A 23,575-nucleotide genomic window follows, 5' to 3' on the forward strand; every position below is an offset into this window, starting at 1 on the left:
ATGAACAAAACTGCTCAATCAGTATGGGAAAACTGTTTGTCTTTTATTAAAGACAACATTCAGGATCAAGCTTTCAAAACTTGGTTCGAACCGATCAAATCAGTTGAACTTACCGATAACGCATTATATATTCAGGTTCCTAGTAAATTTTTCTACGAATGGTTAGAAGAGCATTATGTGAAATTATTAAAAGTTGCTTTAACTAAAGAACTTGGTAAAAACGCAAAGTTACTCTATAAAATCAAAATGGAAAACACTTATGGTAATAAGCAACCCTTTACGGAGCAATTGCCTAGTTCAAATCGTGTTCCCATGAAACCACAAGAAGTTGATGCTCCTTTTAAAAACCTAAACCCAGAATTAAAAAATCCTTTTGTTATTCCTGGTATTAGAAATTTAAAAATTGAATCGCAACTTAATGCCAATTACAGTTTTGATAATTTCCTTGAAGGAGATTCTAATAGACTAGCTCGTTCTGCAGGTATGGCTGTTGCCAATAAACCAGGTGGGACTTCCTTTAATCCATTATTGATTTTTGGTGGTGTAGGTTTAGGAAAAACCCATTTAGCGCATGCTATTGGTGTAGAAATAAAAGACAAATACCCTGAAAAAACAGTTTTATATATTTCAGCTGAAATTTTCACACAACAATATATTGATTCGGTTAAGAAAAACAATAGAAATGATTTCATTCATTTTTATCAGCTTATCGATGTTTTAATAATTGATGACGTTCAATTCCTTTCTGGAAAATCAGGAACACAAGATGTGTTTTTCCATATCTTTAACTACTTGCATCAAAACGGAAAACAGGTAATCCTGACTTCTGATAAAGCGCCTGTAGACATGCAAGATATTGAACAACGTTTATTATCACGTTTCAAATGGGGATTGTCTGCTGAATTACACCAACCTGATTATGAAACTAGAATTTCAATCCTGAAAAATATTCTGTATCGTGATGGAGTTGAAATTCCTGAAGAGATAATTGAATATGTTGCTCGCAACATTAAATCAAATGTGCGTGAATTAGAAGGAGCAATTATTTCTCTTATTGCACAATCTTCTTTCAACAAGAAAGAAGTGACCATTGAATTGGCCAAAAGTGTAGTTGAAAAATTTGTGAAAAATGTAAAACGCGAAATTTCGATCGATTACATTCAGAAAATTGTTTCGGACTATTTTCAATTGGATTTAGAAACGCTGCAGTCAAAAACCAGAAAAAGACATGTCGTTCAGGCAAGACAACTGGCTATGTTTTTCGCCAAAAAATTCACTAAAGCCTCTTTAGCAAATATTGGTTCTCAAATTGGAGATCGTGATCACGCTACTGTTTTACACGCTTGTAAAACTGTTGACAATTTAGTTGCAACCGACAAACATTTCAAGAAATTTGTCGAAGACATTCATAAAAAATTAACGCTATAAACGCATCATGCCCGTAAAAATATTAATGGTTTGTTTAGGAAATATATGCAGGTCTCCACTTGCTGAAGGTATTTTAGCTTCAAAACTTCCTAAAAACAAATTTACTGTAGATTCCGCAGGAACTGGTCCATGGCACGTGGGTAAATCTCCCGATGCCCGTTCCATTGCTACAGCCAAAATAAACAAACTAGACATTTCAAAACAAAAAGGGAGGCAATTCAAAACTACTGATTTTGACACCTTTGATTATATCTATGTTATGGATAAATCCAATTATGATGATGTAATTGAACTGGCTAAAAATCCCGAACAAAAAAACAAAGTACAAATCATCCTGAACGAATTATTTCCAAAAGAAAATGTAGATGTTCCTGATCCTTATTTTGGATTAACAAACGGATTTGATATTGTTTACGACATGCTTGATGAAGCTTGCACCATAATTGCTGAAAAGTTAATTGCCAAGCATTCCTAAATTTTCACAAATAACATTCTAATTGAAGCCTTCTGGCTATCTTATCAAATAGAAACATAAAATCATACTTATGAAACCAACTACTTTATTAGGAAAACTTTATTTAATCCCAACTACAATGGGTGATTGTGATCCTATGGATGTGTTACCACAAACCATAAAAAGAAGTATTGATTTCATTGACCATTATATTGTTGAAAACGAAAAAACAGCTCGTAAATCAATTAAGCTTGTCAGTCCAGATAAAAAACAATCAGATTTAGTGCTTTTTGTATTAAATAAACGTACCGAAGTAAAAGAGCATCTAGAATTCATTAAACCACTATTGGAAGGTAAAAATGTAGGCTTAATGAGCGAAGCAGGTTGCCCCGGTGTTGCTGATCCTGGTGCCGTAATTGTTAAGTTAGCACACGAAAAAGGAATTCAGGTGGTACCTTTAGTTGGCCCATCCTCTATCCTACTTGCTATGATGGCTTCTGGAATGAATGGTCAAAGTTTTACTTTTCATGGATATCTGCCTATTGAAAAAGGGGAGAAAAAAACAGCCTTAAAGAATTTAGAAAAAACATCTCAAGACAAAAATCAATCTCAGATTTTTATTGAGACTCCGTATAGAAACAACAAAATGCTAGAAGATATTCTACAGGCTTTAAATCCTGAAACTTATCTATGCGTTGCCACAGATATTACTCTCCCTACTGAGTATATTAAAACAAAAAGAGCCTCTGCTTGGAAAAAAGAGACAGTCGATTTGCACAACCGACCAACAATATTTATCATTCATAAAATGTAACGTATTAGTTTACTTGATCCATTCATTGAATTTAAAGCACGAAAAAGGCAAATCTCGATAATTAGAAATCTCTTAAGTTTTCTTAATTATCGAGATTTTTTTTATTTATAAAAAAAATCTTCCAACAAATAAAACAACATAAAGACTGATTATCAGTATTTTATACCTAAATTTAACATCCCAAATCTTACACAAAATCATTAGTATAAATTTTAATCTAAATTTAATTATGAAAAACAAGATTTTAAAGGGAGGATTGGTACTGGTTATCATTTCTTTAATGCTAGCCTGTCAAATAAAAGAGGCTCCAGTAGTTATAATTGACAAAGAGGCAATTAAAACAGAAATTCAAGAATTGGAAAATGCTTTTGCTAAAGCCTATAATGAAAGAAATACTGATGGTATTATTTATTATGCTGAAGATGCAATTAGTTTTTCAAACGAAAAAAAACCTTTAGAAGGTAAAAAAGCAATTCATGAATCAATGATGGAAGATCTAAAAACTTTTCCAAAGGATGCAAAAATAAGTTTTGAAACCAAAGAAATACACGTATCAAATGATGGAAATCAGGTTGTTGAAATTGGAGGATACCAGGTTGATGACGCTAAAAATTCTAAAATGATGAGCGGAAACTTTATGAGTCTATTTGAAAAAAGGGACGGAAAATACATTTGCATTAGAGATATGGGCAATTCAGATATGCCAATGCCTAAAAAATAATATTCTACTAGTAAAGCACTTTATTTTATTTGGAGTGCTTTTTTTCTTTTCGAAGATATTCAGTTTTTATTATAGATAACTCATAAAGAAACAAAAAAAACCTAAAAAAACACTACTCTTACACAATCGTCTTGCACTTTTATCATATAATAATGTAATTTTTTAACTACAAATTAAATGTTTTTTCTATTTTAGCCAAACTAATCTTTGAACTAATTAAAATGAAAATAACTAAAAGAGACATTAACGTATTTGTATTAGGGATGCTTGCCTTCTTAGCTTTCGAAACTATCTACAATTGGGAAGAATCGAAATCTGAATTTATGAGAGGATGGAATGATGGCGGTAACACATCAGAGACCAAATCAAAGTAAAGAGATACTTATTTGAAAATCTATTATTATCATTAATTCTAATTATAAAATACTTAATTTTATAATTAGAATTAATGATTTTTTTTATGAGTAAACTTCCAAATATTGGCACAAGTATCTTTACGGTAATGTCTAAAATGGCAACCGAATATAATGCCATCAATCTTTCGCAGGGATTTCCAAATTTCCCTGTTGATGATCGATTAACAACTATTGTGGCCAATTTAGCCAAAGAGAATGTACATCAATACCTTCCTATGGCGGGCTACCCTCCTCTATTATCTAAAATCGCACTTCTTATTAAAAAATCATACGGAAGAACTGTTTGGCCGGAAACAGAAATTCTGGTAACAGCAGGAGCCACTCAAGCTATTTTTACCACGATTCAAGCATTAATCAAAACAAATGACGAAGTGATCATTTTAGATCCAAGTTATGATTGTTATGAAGCGCCTGTTTTATTATGTAATGCTAAACCGGTTCGTGTTGCTTTGAATGATGATTACACGCCCAACTGGGAAACCATAGAAAAAGCCTGTTCTTCAAGAACTAAAATGATTATTATCAATAATCCGCATAATCCTACCGGGAAAATCTTAACCGAATCGGATTTTGAGGCTTTAGAAAAATTATTACTGAAATTCCCTGAAATCATCGTACTCTCGGATGAAGTCTACGAATACATCACCTTTGAAGAGAAACACATTTCTTCACATACTCGCAGTCTACTTTTAAATCGTTGCGTTATGGTTTCCTCTTTCGGGAAGACTTTTCATATTACAGGTTGGAAAATAGGGTACCTAATTGCGCCGGAACATTTGATGATAGAAATCAAAAAGGTGCATCAATTTTTAGTATTTAGCGTAAACAGCCTGTCTCAGGTTGCCATAAGTGAATACCTAGATGTAGTTTCTGTTGAGGAAATTGGGAGTATGTATCAGGAAAAAAGAGACTATTTCCGCAATTTACTAAAAAACAGCCGCTTCAAACTTATGCCTTGTGAGGGGACTTATTTTCAGGTAGCCTCTTATGCTACTATATCAAATGAAAATGATGTTGATTTTTGTAAAAGGTTAATTACTGAACACGGAGTGGAAGCCATACCCATATCTACTTTTTATGCTGACGGGAAAGATTTGCATTTAATTCGGTTTTGTTTTGCAAAAGACAACGCTACTTTGGAAGAAGCTGCCAAAAGATTGTGTGCCATATAATCATCGGAATATTTATTTTATTATGCGTGCATACTATTTTATTTTTATTATATTTACAACTCTAAAAATTAATACGATATGAATTATACAGATAAAATGTTACGTGACGATGCCTTAAAAGGCAAAGTGATTGTAGTGACTGGTGGTGGTAGTGGTTTAGGAAAAGCAATGACACGATATTTCCTTGAATTAGGAGCTAATGTTGCCATTACATCCAGAGATTTAGAAAAACTAAAGAATACAGCAGCTGAATTAGAAGCCGAAACAGGCGGAACTTGTTTGCCTTTACAATGTGACGTTCGTCATTATGAAGAGGTAGAAAATATGTTGCAAGGTGTATTGAAAGCTTTTGGAAAAGTAGATGTATTGTTAAACAATGCTGCCGGAAATTTCATTTCACCAACAGAACGATTATCGGCTAATGCATTTGACACTGTTATTGATATTGTGTTAAAAGGAACCAAGAACTGCACACTAGCTTTTGGTAAACACTGGATCGACACTAAACAAACCTCTTCTACAATATTGAATATCGTGACTACTTATGCTTGGACAGGATCAGCTTATGTAGTGCCTAGTGCTACTGCAAAAGCAGGAGTTCTAGCAATGACAAGAAGTCTCGCTGTAGAATGGGCAAAATACGGAATCCGTACTAATGCTATTGCACCTGGACCATTTCCTACTAAAGGAGCTTGGGAAAGATTATTGCCGGGTGATCTAGCCGAAAAATTTGATATGGCTAAAAAAGTGCCATTAAAACGTGTGGGAGACCATCAAGAACTTGCCAATCTAGCAGCTTATTTAGTATCTGATTTTTCTGCTTATGTAAACGGGGAAGTTGTGGTTATTGATGGAGGTGAATGGCTGAAAGGCGCAGGACAATTTAATTTATTAGAGGCAATTCCAGAGGAACTTTGGGACCAACTTGAGATGATGATAAAAGCGAAAAAGAATAAATAAGTAAGATCTGAATTCTTTTTAAGAGAGAGAGTCGTTTAATCGGCTCTCTCTTTTTGTATTTAAAGGTTACAATCAAAGTCAATTAAAATTCTCCTTAGCCCAAATGGTAGTGTAAAGCTTTGCGGCTTGAAACGCTATTTTTTCTTGTCCTGAAAGAGCGACCAAAGGAAGCTCCTTTCAGGACTATAGAAAAAAAGTGTTTTATGCAAGAACTTCAAACAGACAGTTGGATTAGCTCCAAATGAAAACGCACTAAATCATTGAAAGATTTCCTGAAAAACAAAATCACTCCCGATTAAATTCCTATTTTTGTGGTATCAATAAAAAACACTCACATTTTATGCTTATTATAGGGATTGCAGGCGGAACAGGAAGCGGTAAAACAACCGTAGTTCATCAGATTATGAATGAATTACCGGAAAAAGAAGTGGGAATCATTTCCCAAGATTCTTATTATAAGGAAACCTCGAATTTGAGTTTTGATGAACGCGCATTAATCAATTTTGATCACCCTCGCGCGATTGATTTTGAATTATTAGTAAAACATCTAAAAGAGCTGAAAGAGAATAAAACAATTCATCAGCCCGTTTATTCTTTTGTGACTCACAATAGAACCGAAGATACTATCACAACCCACCCAAGAAAAGTGATGATTGTAGAGGGTATTTTAATTTTGTCTAATCCCGAATTAAGAGAATTATTTGATGTAAAAATATTTGTTCACGCTGACTCAGACGAACGCTTAATACGCCGTTTAAAAAGAGACATTGCGGAACGTGGTCGTGATATGGAGGAGGTTTTAAACCGTTACCAAAACACGCTAAAACCAATGCACCAACAATTTATTGAACCTACAAAAGCATTTGCAGATATCATTATACCAAACGATAAATACAATACAGTAGCCATAGATGTGGTCCGAGCGGTAATAAATCAAAAAATTCTATAATTTTATTGTATTTTTATAGCAATACCAGAAATTAATAAAAAAATCATTTCTAACGAAAATAAGAATTAGGAGCTATTTCCCGCTTTCGCCTTTATCCACGTAAAAACGTGGGATATCGGCTCTATCGGGGCTAAAAAAATAAAAAATGACGAATCCTTATAAAGGCAAGCCATGGTTTAAAATCATAGGAAACAAATACATTTGGGTCCTGTTGTTTTTTGTAGTTTGGATGATTTTCCTAGACAACTACTCTTTTTTTGACCATCGCTATTTAGACAATGAAATTGTTGAACTCGAAGACAACAAAACCTATTATCAAGATGAGATAAAGAAAGATGAAGAGCAAATAAAACAGCTCAAAAATCCAGAACAAATAGAAAAATATGCTCGGGAGAAATACTATATGAAAAAAGATAGTGAAGACATTTATATCATCGAGTTTGAAGGTGATACCTTAGAAAAAAAATAATAATTACCCAATTATAAAAACCAACAATAAAATGGCTACTAATCTATTTGAAGATTTCGAACCAGTAAGCTCGCAACAATGGAAACAAAAAATCCAGTTTGAACTAAAAGGTGCCGATTATAACGAAACTTTAATCTGGAACTCGCCCGAAGACATCAAGGTAAAACCTTTTTATCATAAAGACGAACTTTCTAAAGTACTAGCAGTAAACACTAAGGTATCGAACTTTAAAATATGCCAAAACATTTTTGTTTTTGACATTGAAAAATCAATCGAAAGAGCTTTAGACACCCTGAATCGTGGTGCCGAAAGCCTTCGTTTTACAATTGAAGATGAAAATTTAGACATTGTAAAACTTCTTGAAAAACTACCTCTAGAAAATGTAGCGGTTTATTTCAACTTAAGTTTTTTTTCAATCGATTTCGTGAAAAATATTGATGCTTTAGCCAAAGAAAAAAAGACTAAATTCTATTACAACCTTGACCCAATAGGTCAACTAGCCAAAGACGGAAACTGGTTTAACACTACAGAAAAAAACAATTTTGACAGTCTAAACTTGCTAACTTCAGCAGTAACAGACAATTCAGTAATTAGTATTGACGCAGGTTTGTATCAAAACGCCGGGGCTAATATGGTTCAGCAAATTGCTTATTGCCTAGGACAAGCCAATGAATACTTTAATAGAATTCCTATAATCAGTCAACCCATAGTTTTTCAGGTTTCGGTAGGGACTAATTATTTTTTCGAAATTGCAAAACTACGCGCTATTCGAATATTATTTAAACTTATAGCCAAAGAATACAACCACAATTTAGAATGTCATATCATTGCATCACCTACAAAACGCAATAAAACATTATATGATTATAATGTCAATATGCTACGTACTACTACTGAATGTATGTCTGCTATTATAGGCGGAGCAGATGCAGTAGCAAATTTACCTTATGACTCCTTGTATCATAAAGACAATGAATTTGGAGATCGAATTGCCCGAAATCAACTGTTGGTTCTTAAAAACGAAAGCTATTTTGACAAAGTAAACAACCCAGCTGACGGAAGTTATTACATTGAAAACATAACAAATCAATTAGCCGAAAAAGCATTGACTTTATTCAAGGACATTGAAGCTACTGGTGGATTTCTAAAACAATTAAACGAAGGAATCATTAAAAGAAAAATTCAGGAAAGCGCTGACAAGGAACAAGAATTATTTGATTCAGGAAAAGAAGTGCTTTTAGGAACTAATAAATATCCTAATAAACAAGACAGAATGAAACAGGATCTAGAGCTGTTCCCTTTTGTAAAAATTAAACCAAGAAAGACCTTGATTACTCCTATTATAGAAAAACGTCTGGCAGAGAAAACCGAACAGGAACGTCTCGCTTCAGAATAATTTCAATTCCGTAATCAATTACAATTTAAACGTGCAAATAAGAGTCAAATGATAAGAAATGACCTCAAACATATTCAATTAGAAAGTTCGAATCAAGATATAGACATTCAAGAATCTATCGCTGATGGCTTTTTAACAGCTGAAAACATAGAACTGAAAGCTACCTATACTGCAAAAGATATTGAAAAACTCAACCATCTTGATTTTGGTGCTGGCTTTACGCCAAATTTACGTGGTCCCTATACTACTATGTACGTTCGTCGTCCTTGGACAATACGTCAATACGCAGGATTTTCTACTGCAGAAGAAAGTAATGCCTTTTATAGACGAAATCTAGCAGCTGGGCAAAAAGGACTTTCTATTGCTTTTGATTTACCTACCCATCGTGGTTATGATTCTGATCATGAACGCGTAGTTGGTGATGTGGGAAAAGCAGGAGTCGCTATCGATTCTGTGGAAGATATGAAAGTACTATTCGATCAAATTCCACTAGATGAAATGTCAGTTTCGATGACTATGAACGGTGCCGTTTTACCTATTATGGCCTTTTATATTGTCGCTGCCGAAGAACAAGGTGTGAAACCTGAATTTCTTTCCGGTACGATACAAAATGACATCCTTAAAGAGTTTATGGTGCGTAACACTTATATCTACCCACCAACCCCTTCGATGAAAATCATAGCTGATATATTTGAATTCACGAGCAAGAAAATGCCTAAATTCAATTCGATATCAATCTCAGGTTATCACATGCAGGAAGCTGGTGCGACAGCCGATATTGAATTAGCATACACCCTAGCCGATGGTTTAGAATACATTAGAACGGGATTAGCGACAGGAATGAAAATCGATGAATTCGCCCCTCGCCTATCATTTTTCTGGGCAATAGGAATGAATCATTTTATGGAAATCGCAAAAATGCGTGCCGGTAGAATGATATGGTCCAAGTTAGTCAAACAATTCAACCCAAAAGACGAAAAATCACTGGCATTAAGAACACATTGTCAAACCAGTGGATGGAGTTTAACGGAACAAGATCCATTCAATAATGTAGCTCGTACTTGTATAGAAGCAACTGCAGCCGCTTTTGGAGGAACACAGTCCTTACATACAAACGCTTTAGACGAAGCAATTGCTTTACCAACGGACTTTTCAGCAAGAATTGCCAGAAACACGCAAATATATTTACAAGAAGAGACTAAAATTACTAAAACTGTTGACCCTTGGGCAGGTAGTTATTATGTTGAAAGTCTAACCAATGAAATTGCAGAGAATGCTTGGAAACTTATCGAAGAGGTAGAGGAACTGGGCGGAATGACAAAAGCTATTGAAGCTGGGATTCCGAAATTACGTATCGAGGAAGCTGCAGCTAGAAAACAAGCCCGTATAGATAGCGGACAAGATGTTATTGTAGGGGTTAACAAATACCGTCTTGAAAAAGAAGACCCATTGCAAATACTTGATGTAGACAACCAGATGGTGCGTAAGCAACAACTGGAGCAACTAGACCATATCAAAGCAACAAGAGATTCTGAAAAAGTACAGCAATCTCTAAAAAAACTAATCCATTGTGCTCAAACCGGAGAAGGTAATTTACTTGAAATAGCAGTAGATGCAGCTAGAAACCGAACTACATTGGGAGAAATTAGTGATGCTTTAGAAACGGTTTTTGGGAGATACAAAGCACAAATTAAATCCTTTAGCGGTGTGTATAGTAAAGAAATAAAAGACGACAAAAGCTTTGAAAAAGCAAAACAACTAGCCGATGCCTTTGCTAAACAAGAAGGTCGTCGCCCTAGAATTATGATTGCCAAAATGGGGCAAGACGGTCACGATCGAGGCGCTAAAGTGGTAGCTACCGGTTATGCCGATGTTGGTTTTGATGTGGATATAGGTCCGTTATTTCAAACCCCAGCAGAAGCTGCAAAACAAGCTGTAGAAAATGATGTTCACATTTTAGGTGTGTCTTCACTTGCTGCAGGACATAAAACATTAGTTCCTCAAGTAATAGAAGAGTTAAAAAAATACGGACGCGATGATATTATGGTTGTTGTAGGTGGGGTTATCCCAGCTCAGGACTATCAATATTTATTTGATGCAGGAGCAGTCGCTGTTTTTGGCCCTGGAACAAAAATTAGTGAGGCCGCAATTAAAATATTAGAAATTTTGATTCAAGAATAGCAGAACAATTTATATATTAAACAATTTTAAAACACTAGTCTTCAGGCTGGTGTTTTTTTTATATATAAATTTCCTTATAAATCTAAAAGCGTTTATTCCTGTTAAATATTAAATAAAAGGCAGTAAAACATTAACAAAAATTACATACTTAATTAACTATCAGCACCTTACAATTTCACTACCTTTACTTAAGCCAAGGCATTAATGTAAATGCAAAACTCCAAATCACAATTTTATAACATTCTGTCAACCATTGATATAAACTAATTCAAGTTAATAAAAAGGGGAAGAAAAAAAATATGCCTTAGAATTAATTATATTAAATTATATATTAATCATAAAAACAAAACATCATGAAATCATTTCTTATTTGGTTGTTAGTTCTAGGATTAACAACAACGTCATATTCGCAAATTAAAACTGATACAAATCCTCCTAAAGAGGGACCTATGAGCATCGAGAATTTACCTGGAGTAGTTATTAAAAGCGCAGGGAAGGATTTCTCCGTATATGTTCCGGACAGGAATACTGATCCAAGTGTAAGGAATCTTGAAGACACCTTCATTGCTTACGATCTTGGAAAAGATTACGAAGGATACGAAACTTATTTAGTGGTTATGGAAATCGAAAAAGGTTCATTGGCCGCAACGTATAACGAAAACGGAAAATTAATGAGTGTAGTTGAAAACTATAAAAATGTAAAATTGCCAAGTCAAGTTATATATTCAGTATATAAAAAATATCCCGGATGGGAAATTGTGAATGATAAATATCTCTATACACAAGAGGATGGAGATGTAATAAAAAAACAATACAACCTTAAAATAAAGAATGGCAAAGAAACACGTAAATTAGTGGTTCATGCTAATGGGGACATCTTGAAAGGATAAATAAATTTAATATTATATAATTATCTAGAAACTAAGAGGCTCTCAATACAATTTTGAGAAGCCTCTTTTTCTTAAAATAGAATCTGCTTGAAGTAAAATTACCTAATCAATAGAACCACCCCAAAAGAACAATACATAGTAGCTAGTAGCAATGTAAAATCTAAAAAGGAAACTACTGACTATTCATTTAATTATTTTTAACTTAATTAATTTAATACTAAATATCATGAAAACACTTATTGTAACTTTGTTAGTACTAGGACTGTCCTTATCTTCATTTGCACAGGTTAAGCCAATGAAGGATATGGATAAAATGAAAATTGAAGAATTACCTGCAGTTGTAATTAAAAGAATTGGGAATGATTTCTCGGTTTATTTACCAGACAATAACCCAGACAAAGATGTAAGAAATATCCAAGAAAAATTCATAGCTTATGATTTAGGTAAAGATTACGAAGGAGCGGAGACCTATTTATTGGTAATGGAAACTAAAAAAGGGTCTCTATCTGCCACATATAACGAAAAAGGAAAACTCGTTCGAGTAGTTGAAAATTATAAAAATGTAAAATTACCCATTGCAGTAATGATTTCCGTTTATAAAAAATATCCAGATTGGACCATTGTAAACGATAAGTTTTTATATACACAGGAAGAAGGAGATGTTCTTAAAAAACAGTATCAACTTAAAATTAAAAAAAATAAAGAAACACGTAAATTAACAGTTCGTCCAAATGGAGAAATTTTAAAGGAAAGGTAATTTATAAATCACCAAAAATAAAAAAGAGTCTTTTCAAAGTAATTTGAAAAGACTCTTTAAGATTATATATTCTAATTGTTATAAACTTACAATCGCATTATTATTTGCTATTATTAGTGAGGTATCATAACCCCCAAATGCTTTCATATAACTACTTATTGAAGTTCCGTAAGCATCTTTGATGAATTTCTTTCCTTTATACCTAAAGAAACGTTTTACAGAACCAGCTCCACCTAAATGTGCGGCAGCCAAAATTCCGGATTCGGTAACTGTAATACCGTTAATAATCACACCATCATATTTTTCGATTATATCCTGCAACTCCCATTTGTTTTTCTCCAAAAGGGCTACAAAAGCCTTTTCTTGCATTTTGGGACTGCGTAAAAAAGAAGCGACATCGTAAACGCCTACAGATTTAAGTGTTTCCACTCCAAACTGATACTTTCCTAAATAACCTAAAGAATTAATTTTTTTGTATTTTCCTTCTGACTCCTTGAAAGCTAACGCTTCTTTGAATCCTATGAATAAATTCCCAGTAAAAGGAATATGCATATTGATGTACTCTTCTTGATCCTGAGATGGAAATACGTAACCTACTTCATTTGCATTTTTAATTAGAAACCATTGGTTTGTTTCTAACTCGAAAGGTCTAAAACCTGAGCTTAAATAAGCTATAATAATAGCCAAACTTGTATAAAAATACCATTTTCTTACCATAAATTGTTTTTCTTTTAAACGCTGTCCCGTTCAAAAATTTCTGCCCGCAAAGATACATAAAAATAAACAAACCTGAATATCAGGTAGTTAAAGTTATCTAAAAACCAAAAATACATTCTTTAAACCTCTCGTTAGAAGTACTTTCCGCAAGTAGTTTAGGAATTTAAATGTTGCAAAAAAGAACTAAAAATGATATGAAAAAAATCATATTTTGATACAATTAAAGCCTGAAAATAAAATAATTTAAAATAAAACGAACAATTTTGACACTCTTATTGAATAAAATCATCCCCAAAATGAAAAGATCAATCTTACAAAATATTAATTCCTGTCAAACTTTTTTCTGCAATAGCTTTATTAAAGACAAATAATATCTAAAACTTCTTTTATTAATGAAGTTTTTAAAAGTTTATACCAAAATAATATAAAAGCAGGAAAAAATAACTAAAAATAGATTAAGTGCCACTTTAACTTGTTAAAGTGCTGAAATTCAACAGTTGGAGCTGGTATTTTAACAGTATTCAACACTGAAAAGAGGGTTTTCAAAAAGTGCGATTTCGTTTCTATTTTGGTCAGATCTACATCTAGGCTTAAATAAAGCTGTCTGTATCTTTCTGTATTTGTAGCCAAAAACAAGGTGCTTTCACCACGATTTCCGCTTATCATTCCTTCTCCTCCATAACCAATTGCAAGATTTATCCATTTTGGGATTTTTGAGTTTTTGGAAAAGGAATGTAAATTGGCCGAAAGCCAATAAGTTTGTCCGTTATAATCTTTAAGTATTTGTTCGCTTAATGAACTCCCTAATACGTTGGGTCTGTATTTTGGGTATTGAGTTGTATGAAATGAAAATTTCGGAGTTAAGCGTTGTTCTTTCCATATCAACTCTTGTGAAACATATAAAGCCGTTCCTGAAGCATTTGCCACTACATCCCCTAATGAAGCTCCCCATTCAGATGAAAAGCCGTCCATAACCTCAACAGCAGTCAAAAAAGCAAAGCCTATTCCTGCTCCATAAATTAACTGCTCCTTTTTACTAGCCCCGCTCCAATTCAGCATTTCTGAACCAAATCTTCCTAAATGATAAGCCGAAAAAGAATGTCCTACTTTATCCATCTGCAACCACTCCGAATTGTCATTTATAAAATGAAAATCTGATTTAGGGTAATCGGCATACCAAAGTTGGTTTAAGCCTATCAAAGTTGCTGATGCCACTACAGCTTCAGAAATGATAACGGCATTTCTTCTTTTGATGTTTAAAGAATCGGATGGTTTTAGAAAACTATCTGAATTACTTTGGGCTATAGAAACAAACTGCCCAAACATTAGCAGCAGTAAAAAGAATCCTGATTTTTTATAATTCAAAACTATCTTTTTACCCCTTGACTGTTGATCCAATCCGAATATTTTTTGGCATTTACATTATGCTCTTTTAAAGTTGCTGCAAATTCGTGGTATCCAAAACGATCCACACTGGCACAGAAATAAATAAAATCATTCTTCTCAGGATCTAGCACTGCTTCCAAAGCTGTAATATCAGGCATCGCTATTGGTCCTGGAGGAAGTCCAATATTCATATATGTATTATAAGGTGATGACATCGTTAAATCTTTATAAAAGACTCGTTTGATAACTTGTTCAAAATCATCAGCCTTCTTTTTGATTGCATAAATCACTGTAGGATCTGCTTGTAAAGGCATTCCTATTCTCAAGCGATTTAAATAAACGCCAGCAATTCTAGGTCTTTCATCTTTCTTTACTGATTCTTTATGAACTATTGATGCTAAGATTGTTACGTCTATTGGAGTCAGCCCTTGTTTCTCCGCTTTTGCCAGACGTTCTTTATTCCAGAAATTGCGGTATTCTTTTATCATTTTATCCCTAAACTTTAATGCCGATGTATTCCAATAGATTTCATATGTATTAGGTATAAACATTACCAAAACATTGTCTTCATTAAAATCGTTTTCTTTCAAAAACACAGAGTCTTTTATCACTTTAAGTAATGATAAACTATCAGCTTCAATTTGGGAACCAATACGACCAGCAAAATTCTCTAAACGTTCTTGATTGTTGAAGGCCAGATTTACCGGCACATTCATCCTTAAAGATTTTACTAATTCGTAGCTATTCATTCCTTTAGTAAATAAAAAACGTCCCGGTTTCACATTTTCGGGATAATTCCTTTTATTAGCCACCATTTCAAAGCGATTCATATGTTCAATGTATGGAGCAATTAAAACTTTCACCTCTTCATATGTAGCTCCAGTAGGAACATAAACATATAATTCTTTCTCTGAAAACTTTGTGTTATCTGTAAATATCTGTCTTAGTAAAACAAAACCGTAAACAATTAAGATAGATATTAATGCAATAGCACTGATCGATATAATTTTCTTTAAATTCATAAGTGGGTTTTTACTTTTTTATTGGAAAAAGAATCTACGCTTTTCCCATTTAACTGTGTTTTGATTCCTGTCGAAAGCAAAACTTCTCAGTTTGATTATTTTTTAATTAATTGGAAAACATCTTCATCCTTATAGATTCCGTTTACAAGTATCCAATCTTTTTTTGTTCCAATTTTTTGAAAGCCAAATTTAGTAAAAAGAGCTTTACTTGCTTCATTTTCGGAACTTATATTTGCATACAATTGATGTAAATTAAGATGTCTGAAAGAATACTTAATTAGTAACTCTAAAGCTTCTGAACCAATCTTTTTATTTCGATTGCCATTTGCCTGAATTACAATACCTATACCCGCTCTATTGTTCTTTGGATCAAATTCGAATAAATCAATTAAACCAATGGCCGGAAAATCCTCGTCTTGACAAATTGCTAATCGCAATTGTTTAGCCTCATAGATATCTTGATTAGCATTCTCTAGATATTGCTTTACTAAAAAACGACTATAAGGTGTCTGGGTGTTACTTACATCCCAGATATTTTCATCATTTTCCATAGCGTATACAAACTCCAAATCATTGGGTTCTAAAGCGCGTAAGTAAATCGTATCCCCTTTTAAAGTTATCATTTTTAGATTTGTAATTTTATTTATACTATAATGGTTCCTTCGAAAACAAATTTGGCAGGTCCTTTTAGATAAACATTAGTATACTGATTGTCCTTTTTATCAAAAGAAACCACTAGTTTCCCACCTTCTACATTCAAATCGATAGATGTTGACTGTGTAGCTCCCGTGGCATTCATCGCTATTGCCACAGCTGTTGCGCCAGTCCCACAAGCCAATGTTTCATCTTCTACACCTCTTTCATAAGTGCGAAGAGAAAAAGTATTATTATCTACTTTACTGACAAAATTAATATTACTTCCCTCTTTACCGTATAAATCACCGTATCGGAGAGCAGCTCCTTCTTCTTTTACATTATATTGTTTCAAATTATCCACTAATTGCACGTGATGCGGCGAACCTGTATCAAGGAATGAATAATCAGGATTGATATTAATAGAAGACACGTCTTTCATTTGTAAAGAAACAAATCCATCATCAGCAATTGTGGCTTTATGCAAACCATCTGTTGCTATGAAAATTGTACTATCTTGAATAATCTGAAGCTTTTTGGCGAAAGCCACTAAACATCTCCCTCCATTACCACACATAGAACTTTGGTTCCCGTCAGAATTATAATATACCATTCGGAAATCAGTTTCAGCATCATTTTCTAATAGAATAAGACCATCTCCGCCTATCCCGAAACGTCTGTCACATAAATGTGCAATAAGCTTTATGTTCTCTTTTGGAAAAAAACCCGTACGATTATCAATCATTACAAAATCGTTTCCTGTTCCTTGGTATTTATTAAATTCTATTTGCATCCTATTATTATTGTGTTCTACAAAAGTACAAACTATTAATGAAATGTTAATCATTGTTAAAGAGCGTTAAACTCTTTTTTACGGTATAATTTTAGCTTTATTTTTACTCCACAAATAACATAAAACCGACTCTACTATGAAAAGATTATCTAACTTATTTTTGGTTTCCTTATTGAGTGGCGCCACTACCTTAGGTGCTTACAAATTATTATTTGAGAGTAATGGTTATTTTTCGAATAACAAAAACTCCCTAACAACTCTAGCAACTGATTCTTACGGTAAAAAAGTAGGGCTGTCAGCAGGAATACTTGATTTTACTGAAGCAGCCGAAACTACTATTCACACTGTAGTTCACGTAAAAAATGTTTCTTATAAAAGCACAAACAATCCCATACTCGAATATTTTTACGGATACAAAGGAGGACAAACCCAAGAACAAATTGGGACGGGTTCCGGAGTTATTATTTCTGAAGATGGCTATATCGTGACAAACAACCACGTTGTAAAAGATGCCTCGGAAATCGAAATCACACTCAACAACAAAAAATCATACAAAGCAAAACTCATTGGAACCGATTCTAAAATGGACATTGCTCTTTTAAAAATCGATACAGGAGAGAAACTGGTTTATTCCACTTTTGGTGATTCAGATAATGTAAAAGTTGGAGAATGGGTACTGGCTGTTGGAAATCCGTACAACCTTACATCAACGGTTACAGCAGGAATAGTTTCGGCTAAAGCGCGAAATATTGGCACAAGCGGAATACAGCCTTTCATACAAACAGATGCCGCAGTAAATCCTGGAAATAGCGGAGGCGCCTTAGTGAACACAAGAGGAGAACTTATAGGCATTAATACTATGATCTCATCAATGACGGGATCTTATGTAGGATATTCATTTGCCGTTCCTTCTAATAATGCTCGAAAAATAATCGAAGACATTATGGAATTTGGTAATGTACAAAGAGGAATTCTAGGTGTTGAAGGTGGTGAATTGAACGCTACGGCTTCTAAGGAATTAGGAATTAATATCACCGAAGGCTTTTATATAAACAAGGTAAACAAAAATACTGGTGCCGAAAAATCAGGTCTTGAAAAGGGAGATATTATAATAAAACTGGATAATCAAAAAATTGCGACATATGCTGATCTTTCTGGTTATATAAATACAAAAAGACCCAATGACAAAGTTCAGCTGACATACATCAGAAACGGACAAAATAAAGTAGTAACTGTAACGCTGAGTAAAAACGAGTTTTTCAGTACGGAATTTAAAGGCATCGAGTTAGAAAATATAGATGCAGCTGACAAAAAGAAATTCCGACTCAATTATGGCGTGAAAATTAAATCCATCAACAATGAAAATTTAATGCAGTACAATGAGGAGCTAATAGGCAATATCATTTTAAGTATCGACAATGTAAAAACCACTGATATAGAAACAGTAAGTAAATTATTAGACAAAAAAGACGAAAAACAGAGTGTAAGAATCGAAATGGTCAATAAAAACGGGGAAATCATTCGAATTATCATCTAATCTTTTTAACCTTAAACGATAGAGAAAGCCAGCTTGTAAAAACAAGTTGGCTTTTTTATTGAAAATAAATCACAAAATAGTTTACGAAATCGATTGAAATGGGTATTTTTGCGGCAAATTTTAAAAAAATAACTACATAATTTTTACAAATTTTCACCTTATGAGCAACACAACTTTGTACCAACAAGAAGTTTCATTTCAAGTCGACAGACGACGTGCTGGAGTCGAATTAATCAAAATTATCAGTGATTTATGGTATGATAAATCCATTGAAATGGTTTTATTCAAAAACCAATTACTTGATAAAAATGTAAATGACATTATCAACTTGCATCAATATGCGGGTGAATTTGTTGGGAAACCTATCAATGTATTCTCTTCAGTTGAAATCGCAAGAGAGATTTTATCTATCGAATTACCACCATCAAAATTAGATATTGGTAAATTGACATATGAGTACCTTCTAGAAGAAGACAAATATCCAGACGCAAGACATTTTGTATTGGACAAATTGAAAGATGCTAAATCATCTGAGGAAATTCAACCTAAAGATGTAGTACTATACGGTTTTGGTCGTATCGGTCGTTTATTGGCACGTGAATTAATGTCTAAAACTGGAAAAGGAAATCAATTAAGATTGAGAGCCATTGTAACCAGAGATAAAAATGACGCTTCAAGCCTTGAAAAAAGAGCTTCATTATTGCGTTATGACTCTATCCACGGTGATTTTCAAGGTTCAGTTACTGCTGATCCAGAAAACAATGCACTTATCATAAACGGTACTACTGTTCATATCATTACAGCAAATTCTCCTGAAGAAATTGACTATACTGCTTACGAAATTAACAATGCTTTAATTATTGACAATACAGGTGCTTTCACTACAGAAGAGGCTTTAAGTCGTCATTTGACTTCAAAAGGTGCTGACAAAGTGTTATTGACTGCTCCAGGTAAAGGAGTTCCAAATATCGTTCACGGTGTAAACCATAATGAATACAATCCTGACGAAGTAAATATTTTCTCGGCAGCTTCTTGTACTACTAATGCTATCACACCTATATTAAAGGCTGTTGAAGACACATTAGGAGTTGTAAAAGGACACCTAGAAACGATTCACGCTTATACTAATGACCAGAACTTAGTGGATAATATGCACAAAAAATACCGTCGTGGTAGAGCTGCAGCACTTAATATGGTTATCACTGAAACAGGTGCAGGAAGTGCAGTTGCAAAAGCATTGCCATCTTTAGCTGGAAAATTAACATCGAATGCTATTCGTGTTCCTGTTCCAAACGGATCTTTGGTAGTTTTAAACTTAGAGGTAAGCAGAGAAACTTCTGTTTCTGAGCTTAATGCTATTATGAAAAAATACGCATTAGAAGGAGAATTAGTAGAGCAAATTAAATATTCAATGAATAACGAACTAGTATCTTCGGATATTGTTGGGACTTCTGCTCCATCAATCTATGACAGTAATGCTACTATCGTTTCAGCTGATGGAAAAAACATCGTTTTATACATTTGGTATGATAATGAATACGGTTACAGTCACCAAGTAATTCGTTTAGCTAAATATATTGCTAAAGTAAGACGTTTTACGTATTACTAGCCAATAGCTTACAGGTTGTCGCAAGCCATTTTTAGTTTTTAGTTTTAGTTTTAGATTGAAAATACCAGCAAGCCAACCTGGATTAAATAGAAAATCCGTCCCGTTATTATAACGAGACGGATTTTTTTATGTTTACCAAAAAGAAAATAGAAGCTAGAATAAAGAAAATAGATAGCATCAGATACAGCGCCTTCTCTACGCAATTCATTTTTGTTCTCTTTATTCTTTCCTCTTTATTCTTTTCTCTTTATTCTTTTCTCTTTCTCCAAAAACTACTCCTTCGCTTTTGTTAAATAATACACTGGAATCCCAAGTAGCATTATTAAAACACCCCAACCACTCGTACTTGTTTTAGTATACAACAAAGCAACACAAATAGCGCTAGCAACAACTATATAAAGTCCCGGTAGAAAAGGATAAGCAAAGGCTTTATAAGGTCTTTCGGCATCTGGCATTTTCTTGCGCAGAATGAAAATTCCAAGAATCGTAAGTACGTAAAATATTAAAACAATTATTACCACAAAGTCTAATAAGTCACCGTATTTCCCTGTCAAACACAAAGCTGAAGCCCATAAACACTGTACCCAAATAGACCAAGCAGGAACGCTGGCTTTATTCAATTCGGCCGCTTTTTTGAAAAACACACCGTCTTTGGCCATTGTATAATACACTCTGGCACCCGCCATAATCAATCCGTTATTACAAGCAAAAGTCGAAATCATAATCATAATAGCAATGATGTAAGTTCCTATAGAGCCAAAAATATTATTAGCTGCCACTACAGCCACACGATCTGATTCGGCCGTGGCAATATCCTGCAAAGGCACAACGGCCAGATACATTAAGTTTGCCAATACATAAATTATACTTACTGTTAAGGTCCCTAAGAATAAACTTAGACCCACGTTGCGTTTTGGGTTTTTAATTTCACCAGCTATAAAAGTCACACCTTCCCAAGCCACACTTGAGAACATCGATCCCACTAATGCAGCTGATATTGCAGATATCAATACTGTTCCGCTGATAGGCATCCAAGAACCACTCGTCACATCCATTGATTGTGAAACCCAAGCATTAGTCCAGTTAGCATCCCAAACCTCAGCTTTGGCAGCCATAAATCCAAAAATGATTAGCCCTGCTAACGACAGAATTTTGACAACAGTTAAAACGGTTTGTAAAATCTTAGAGTTCTTCACCCCGCGGCTGTTGATATAACTCAGTAAAACAATCGTTACAATCGAAACAATTTGGGCCGCGTTAAGCTTAAAATCTCCAATTTCATAGAGTATATTTTTATCACTAAACGATGGAAATAAGTAAGCCGCAAATTTAGAAAAAGCAACCCCTACAGCAGCAATCGTACCGGTTTGAATCACGGCAAAGAAACTCCAGCCATATAAAAAACCAATTAGCTTTCCGTAAGCTTCCTTTAGATATACATACTGACCACCAGCTTTGGGAAACATAGAACTCAGCTCGCCATAACTCACAGCAGCAATCACCGTAATTAATCCGGTAAGTACCCACATCGCGATAAGCCATCCTGCAGAACCCAGTTGGCGTACCATATCAGAACTCACAATAAATATTCCTGAACCTATCATCGAGCCTGCAACGAGCATGGTCCCGTCGAGAAGGCCTAACTCTCTCTTAAAATCTTCTTGGTTATTGTCTTCCATTTTTTTGGTTTGGTTATTAGTTGGCTAAAGATATACTTTTTTTCGAAAAAGAGTAAACCAGAAATAAAAGTTCCGATTAATCTTTTAAACTCTTGGCTGCCATAAAAATAATCTACTAAGAAGTTCCTAATTAATGGTATTAAATGCTCTCTAAGATTTTATTCGAAAATAGGATACACACATTAAACTATTTCATAATAATGATATCTAACTTGTGTAAATCCAAAACTGTACGTGCAAATGAAATACAAGATATCTCTATTAATAATTTTAGCAATTGCTACAATGCTATCTTTATATTCTTGTTCAAAAGATGAAAATAGTCATTCAACTATAAATACTTCAAGTTCGCCAAATATAATTTTTATAATAGCTGATGATATGGGTTGGGATGTATATGGAAAATATCCCGGTATATCAGGAATTAAAGCCACTACCCCAACCTTAGATTCCTTGGCAAGAACTGGAATAACATTTACTAATTTCTGGTCAAGTCCAGTATGCGCACCTACCAGAGCTTCTATTCTTACAGGTAAATACGGATTCCGTACAGGTGTAGGCGGTGTTCAAACTCCAAGTACTGCAGTTCTACAAAGTAACGAAACCATAATACAAAAATATATCAATGATAAAACTGTCAATAAATATGCTACAGCAATAATAGGCAAATGGCATGTAAGTGCGGCAAATCAGCTTGATGCTCCAGAGAGTTTTGGCGTGGGGTATTATTCCGGGATTTTTACTGGCGGTGTCCCTAGTTACACGAATTGGACTCAAACAAGTGGCGGTAAACAACAAAACAACACTACCTATACCACTACTCATCTTGTAAATCAATCCGTAAGCTGGATTCAACAACAAACAAAGCCCTTCTTTTTATGGCTCGCTTTTAATGCTCCTCATACCCCATTTCATAGACCACCACTAAACCTCATTACAGATCAAACTTTATCAGATAATCAAGCTAGTATAAATTCAAACCCATTTCCATATTATTTAGCATCAATTGAGGCAATGGATAAAGAAATCGCACGGCTTATTAAGTCCCTAACAGCAGCACAAAAAGAAAACACGGTTTTTGTATTTATAGGCGATAATGGAACTCCAACACAAGTTGCACAGACTCCTTACAAAACAATTGGATCAAAAGGCACTTTGTACCAAGGAGGAATCAACTCTCCATTACTAATCAGTGGAAAAAATATAACTCGAAAAAATACAGTGGAAAATGCTATGGTTCAAGGGCCTGATTTGTTCACTACTTTTGCTGATATAACAGGGGCAAGTAGTGCAAACTATCAAGACGGAATAAGTCTGAAACCTCTTTTCACCAATGCTAATGCATCAAAAAGAACCTTTGCCTATAGCGAACAATTTGGGCAATCTTCCCCAAATTCTGATGGCTATACCATAAGAAACATCAATTATAAATTAATCCATTTAGAAAACAATTCGGAAAAATTATATAATTTAAGCATTGACCCTTTTGAAGAAAAAAACTTATTACAAACCACATTAACAACAGAGGCTCAACAGAACTTGGATGAACTTCGAAAAATAAAAGCTAGTTTATAAATAAAAACCAATACAAT

22 protein-coding genes are annotated in these 23,575 nt (G+C 34.0%); 16 read left to right on the top strand and 6 right to left on the bottom strand.

The features are described 5' to 3' along the window. From dnaA to FLAK523_RS00065, 13 genes are all read left to right on the top strand, one after another. Positions 1-1,428 (top strand): chromosomal replication initiator protein DnaA, encoded by a 1,428-nt coding sequence (gene dnaA, locus FLAK523_RS00005; RefSeq protein ID WP_248905065.1) that lies wholly within the window; start codon positions 1-3, stop codon positions 1,426-1,428. Between the two features lie 7 nt (positions 1,429-1,435). Beyond that, positions 1,436-1,903 carry a low molecular weight protein-tyrosine-phosphatase gene (locus tag FLAK523_RS00010; RefSeq protein ID WP_248905067.1) on the top strand — a complete coding sequence of 156 codons (468 nt, stop codon included), beginning with the start codon at positions 1,436-1,438 and terminating at the stop codon, positions 1,901-1,903. A 70-nt stretch (positions 1,904-1,973) separates the two neighbouring features. Continuing rightward, positions 1,974-2,696 (top strand): SAM-dependent methyltransferase, encoded by a 723-nt coding sequence (locus FLAK523_RS00015; protein WP_248905069.1) that lies wholly within the window; start codon positions 1,974-1,976, stop codon positions 2,694-2,696. A 229-nt stretch (positions 2,697-2,925) separates the two neighbouring features. Then, entirely contained in the window at positions 2,926-3,417 is a 492-nt protein-coding gene (locus tag FLAK523_RS00020; RefSeq protein WP_248905071.1) for a DUF4440 domain-containing protein, read from the top strand. 221 nt (positions 3,418-3,638) lie between these two features. Then, a complete protein-coding gene (locus FLAK523_RS00025; protein ID WP_248905073.1) occupies positions 3,639-3,791 on the top strand; it encodes a hypothetical protein in 153 nt (50 codons plus the stop codon). Positions 3,792-3,877: 86 nt separating this feature from the next. Beyond that, the gene (locus FLAK523_RS00030) at positions 3,878-5,005 is read left to right on the top strand and encodes a methionine aminotransferase (RefSeq protein WP_248905074.1); all 1,128 of its coding nucleotides are present in this window, start codon (positions 3,878-3,880) and stop codon (positions 5,003-5,005) included. Positions 5,006-5,083: 78 nt separating this feature from the next. After that, positions 5,084-5,965, top strand: coding sequence for an SDR family oxidoreductase (locus FLAK523_RS00035; protein ID WP_248905076.1), 882 nt, complete (start codon positions 5,084-5,086; stop codon positions 5,963-5,965). Between the two features lie 340 nt (positions 5,966-6,305). Continuing rightward, positions 6,306-6,914 carry a uridine kinase gene (udk, locus tag FLAK523_RS00040; RefSeq protein WP_248905078.1) on the top strand — a complete coding sequence of 203 codons (609 nt, stop codon included), beginning with the start codon at positions 6,306-6,308 and terminating at the stop codon, positions 6,912-6,914. 145 nt (positions 6,915-7,059) lie between these two features. Further along, positions 7,060-7,383, top strand: a complete 324-nt coding sequence (locus tag FLAK523_RS00045) for a septum formation initiator family protein (protein WP_248905080.1) — start codon at positions 7,060-7,062, stop codon at positions 7,381-7,383. 31 nt (positions 7,384-7,414) lie between these two features. Continuing rightward, positions 7,415-8,779 (top strand): methylmalonyl-CoA mutase subunit beta, encoded by a 1,365-nt coding sequence (locus tag FLAK523_RS00050; protein ID WP_248905082.1) that lies wholly within the window; start codon positions 7,415-7,417, stop codon positions 8,777-8,779. A gap of 48 nt (positions 8,780-8,827) precedes the next feature. Next, positions 8,828-10,960, top strand: a complete 2,133-nt coding sequence (scpA, locus tag FLAK523_RS00055; RefSeq protein ID WP_248905084.1) for a methylmalonyl-CoA mutase — start codon at positions 8,828-8,830, stop codon at positions 10,958-10,960. Between the two features lie 353 nt (positions 10,961-11,313). After that, entirely contained in the window at positions 11,314-11,850 is a 537-nt protein-coding gene (locus tag FLAK523_RS00060; RefSeq protein ID WP_248905086.1) for a hypothetical protein, read from the top strand. Between the two features lie 226 nt (positions 11,851-12,076). After that, complete coding sequence (locus FLAK523_RS00065; RefSeq protein WP_248905088.1) at positions 12,077-12,607, top strand: hypothetical protein; 531 nt, start codon at positions 12,077-12,079, stop codon at positions 12,605-12,607. Between the two features lie 78 nt (positions 12,608-12,685). Here the strand turns inward: FLAK523_RS00065 and FLAK523_RS00070 are convergent, their stop codons facing one another. The 5 genes from FLAK523_RS00070 to dapF all read right to left on the bottom strand — a co-directional run bounded on the left by FLAK523_RS00070 (position 12,686) and on the right by dapF (position 17,158). Beyond that, entirely contained in the window at positions 12,686-13,324 is a 639-nt protein-coding gene (locus FLAK523_RS00070) for a peptidoglycan-binding protein LysM (protein WP_248905090.1), read from the bottom strand. A gap of 444 nt (positions 13,325-13,768) precedes the next feature. Then, positions 13,769-14,650, bottom strand: a complete 882-nt coding sequence (locus FLAK523_RS00075; protein ID WP_248908110.1) for a DUF2279 domain-containing protein — start codon at positions 14,648-14,650, stop codon at positions 13,769-13,771. A 41-nt stretch (positions 14,651-14,691) separates the two neighbouring features. After that, a complete protein-coding gene (mltG, locus tag FLAK523_RS00080) occupies positions 14,692-15,732 on the bottom strand; it encodes an endolytic transglycosylase MltG (protein ID WP_248905092.1) in 1,041 nt (346 codons plus the stop codon). Between the two features lie 95 nt (positions 15,733-15,827). Beyond that, positions 15,828-16,355, bottom strand: a complete 528-nt coding sequence (locus FLAK523_RS00085) for a GNAT family N-acetyltransferase (RefSeq protein ID WP_248905094.1) — start codon at positions 16,353-16,355, stop codon at positions 15,828-15,830. A 20-nt stretch (positions 16,356-16,375) separates the two neighbouring features. After that, a complete protein-coding gene (gene dapF, locus FLAK523_RS00090) occupies positions 16,376-17,158 on the bottom strand; it encodes a diaminopimelate epimerase (protein WP_248908111.1) in 783 nt (260 codons plus the stop codon). A 136-nt stretch (positions 17,159-17,294) separates the two neighbouring features. On the opposite strand from dapF, the gene FLAK523_RS00095 reads away from it, so the two are divergent. Together FLAK523_RS00095 and FLAK523_RS00100 are read left to right on the top strand one after the other, a co-directional pair. Beyond that, positions 17,295-18,695, top strand: a complete 1,401-nt coding sequence (locus tag FLAK523_RS00095; protein WP_248905096.1) for a trypsin-like peptidase domain-containing protein — start codon at positions 17,295-17,297, stop codon at positions 18,693-18,695. Between the two features lie 160 nt (positions 18,696-18,855). Next, complete coding sequence (locus tag FLAK523_RS00100; protein WP_248905098.1) at positions 18,856-20,304, top strand: glyceraldehyde-3-phosphate dehydrogenase; 1,449 nt, start codon at positions 18,856-18,858, stop codon at positions 20,302-20,304. A 272-nt stretch (positions 20,305-20,576) separates the two neighbouring features. On the opposite strand, the gene FLAK523_RS00105 is transcribed toward FLAK523_RS00100, so the two are convergent. Beyond that, positions 20,577-21,983: an APC family permease gene (locus tag FLAK523_RS00105; RefSeq protein WP_248905099.1), complete on the bottom strand. Its 1,407-nt coding sequence runs from the start codon at positions 21,981-21,983 to the stop codon at positions 20,577-20,579. Between the two features lie 240 nt (positions 21,984-22,223). On the opposite strand from FLAK523_RS00105, the gene FLAK523_RS00110 reads away from it, so the two are divergent. Next, positions 22,224-23,558 carry a sulfatase-like hydrolase/transferase gene (locus FLAK523_RS00110; protein ID WP_248905102.1) on the top strand — a complete coding sequence of 445 codons (1,335 nt, stop codon included), beginning with the start codon at positions 22,224-22,226 and terminating at the stop codon, positions 23,556-23,558. The last annotated feature ends 17 nt before the right edge of the window (positions 23,559-23,575 follow it).

It is taken from the genome of Flavobacterium sp. K5-23, assembly GCF_023278045.1.
Taxonomy (GTDB): Bacteria; Bacteroidota; Bacteroidia; order Flavobacteriales; family Flavobacteriaceae; genus Flavobacterium.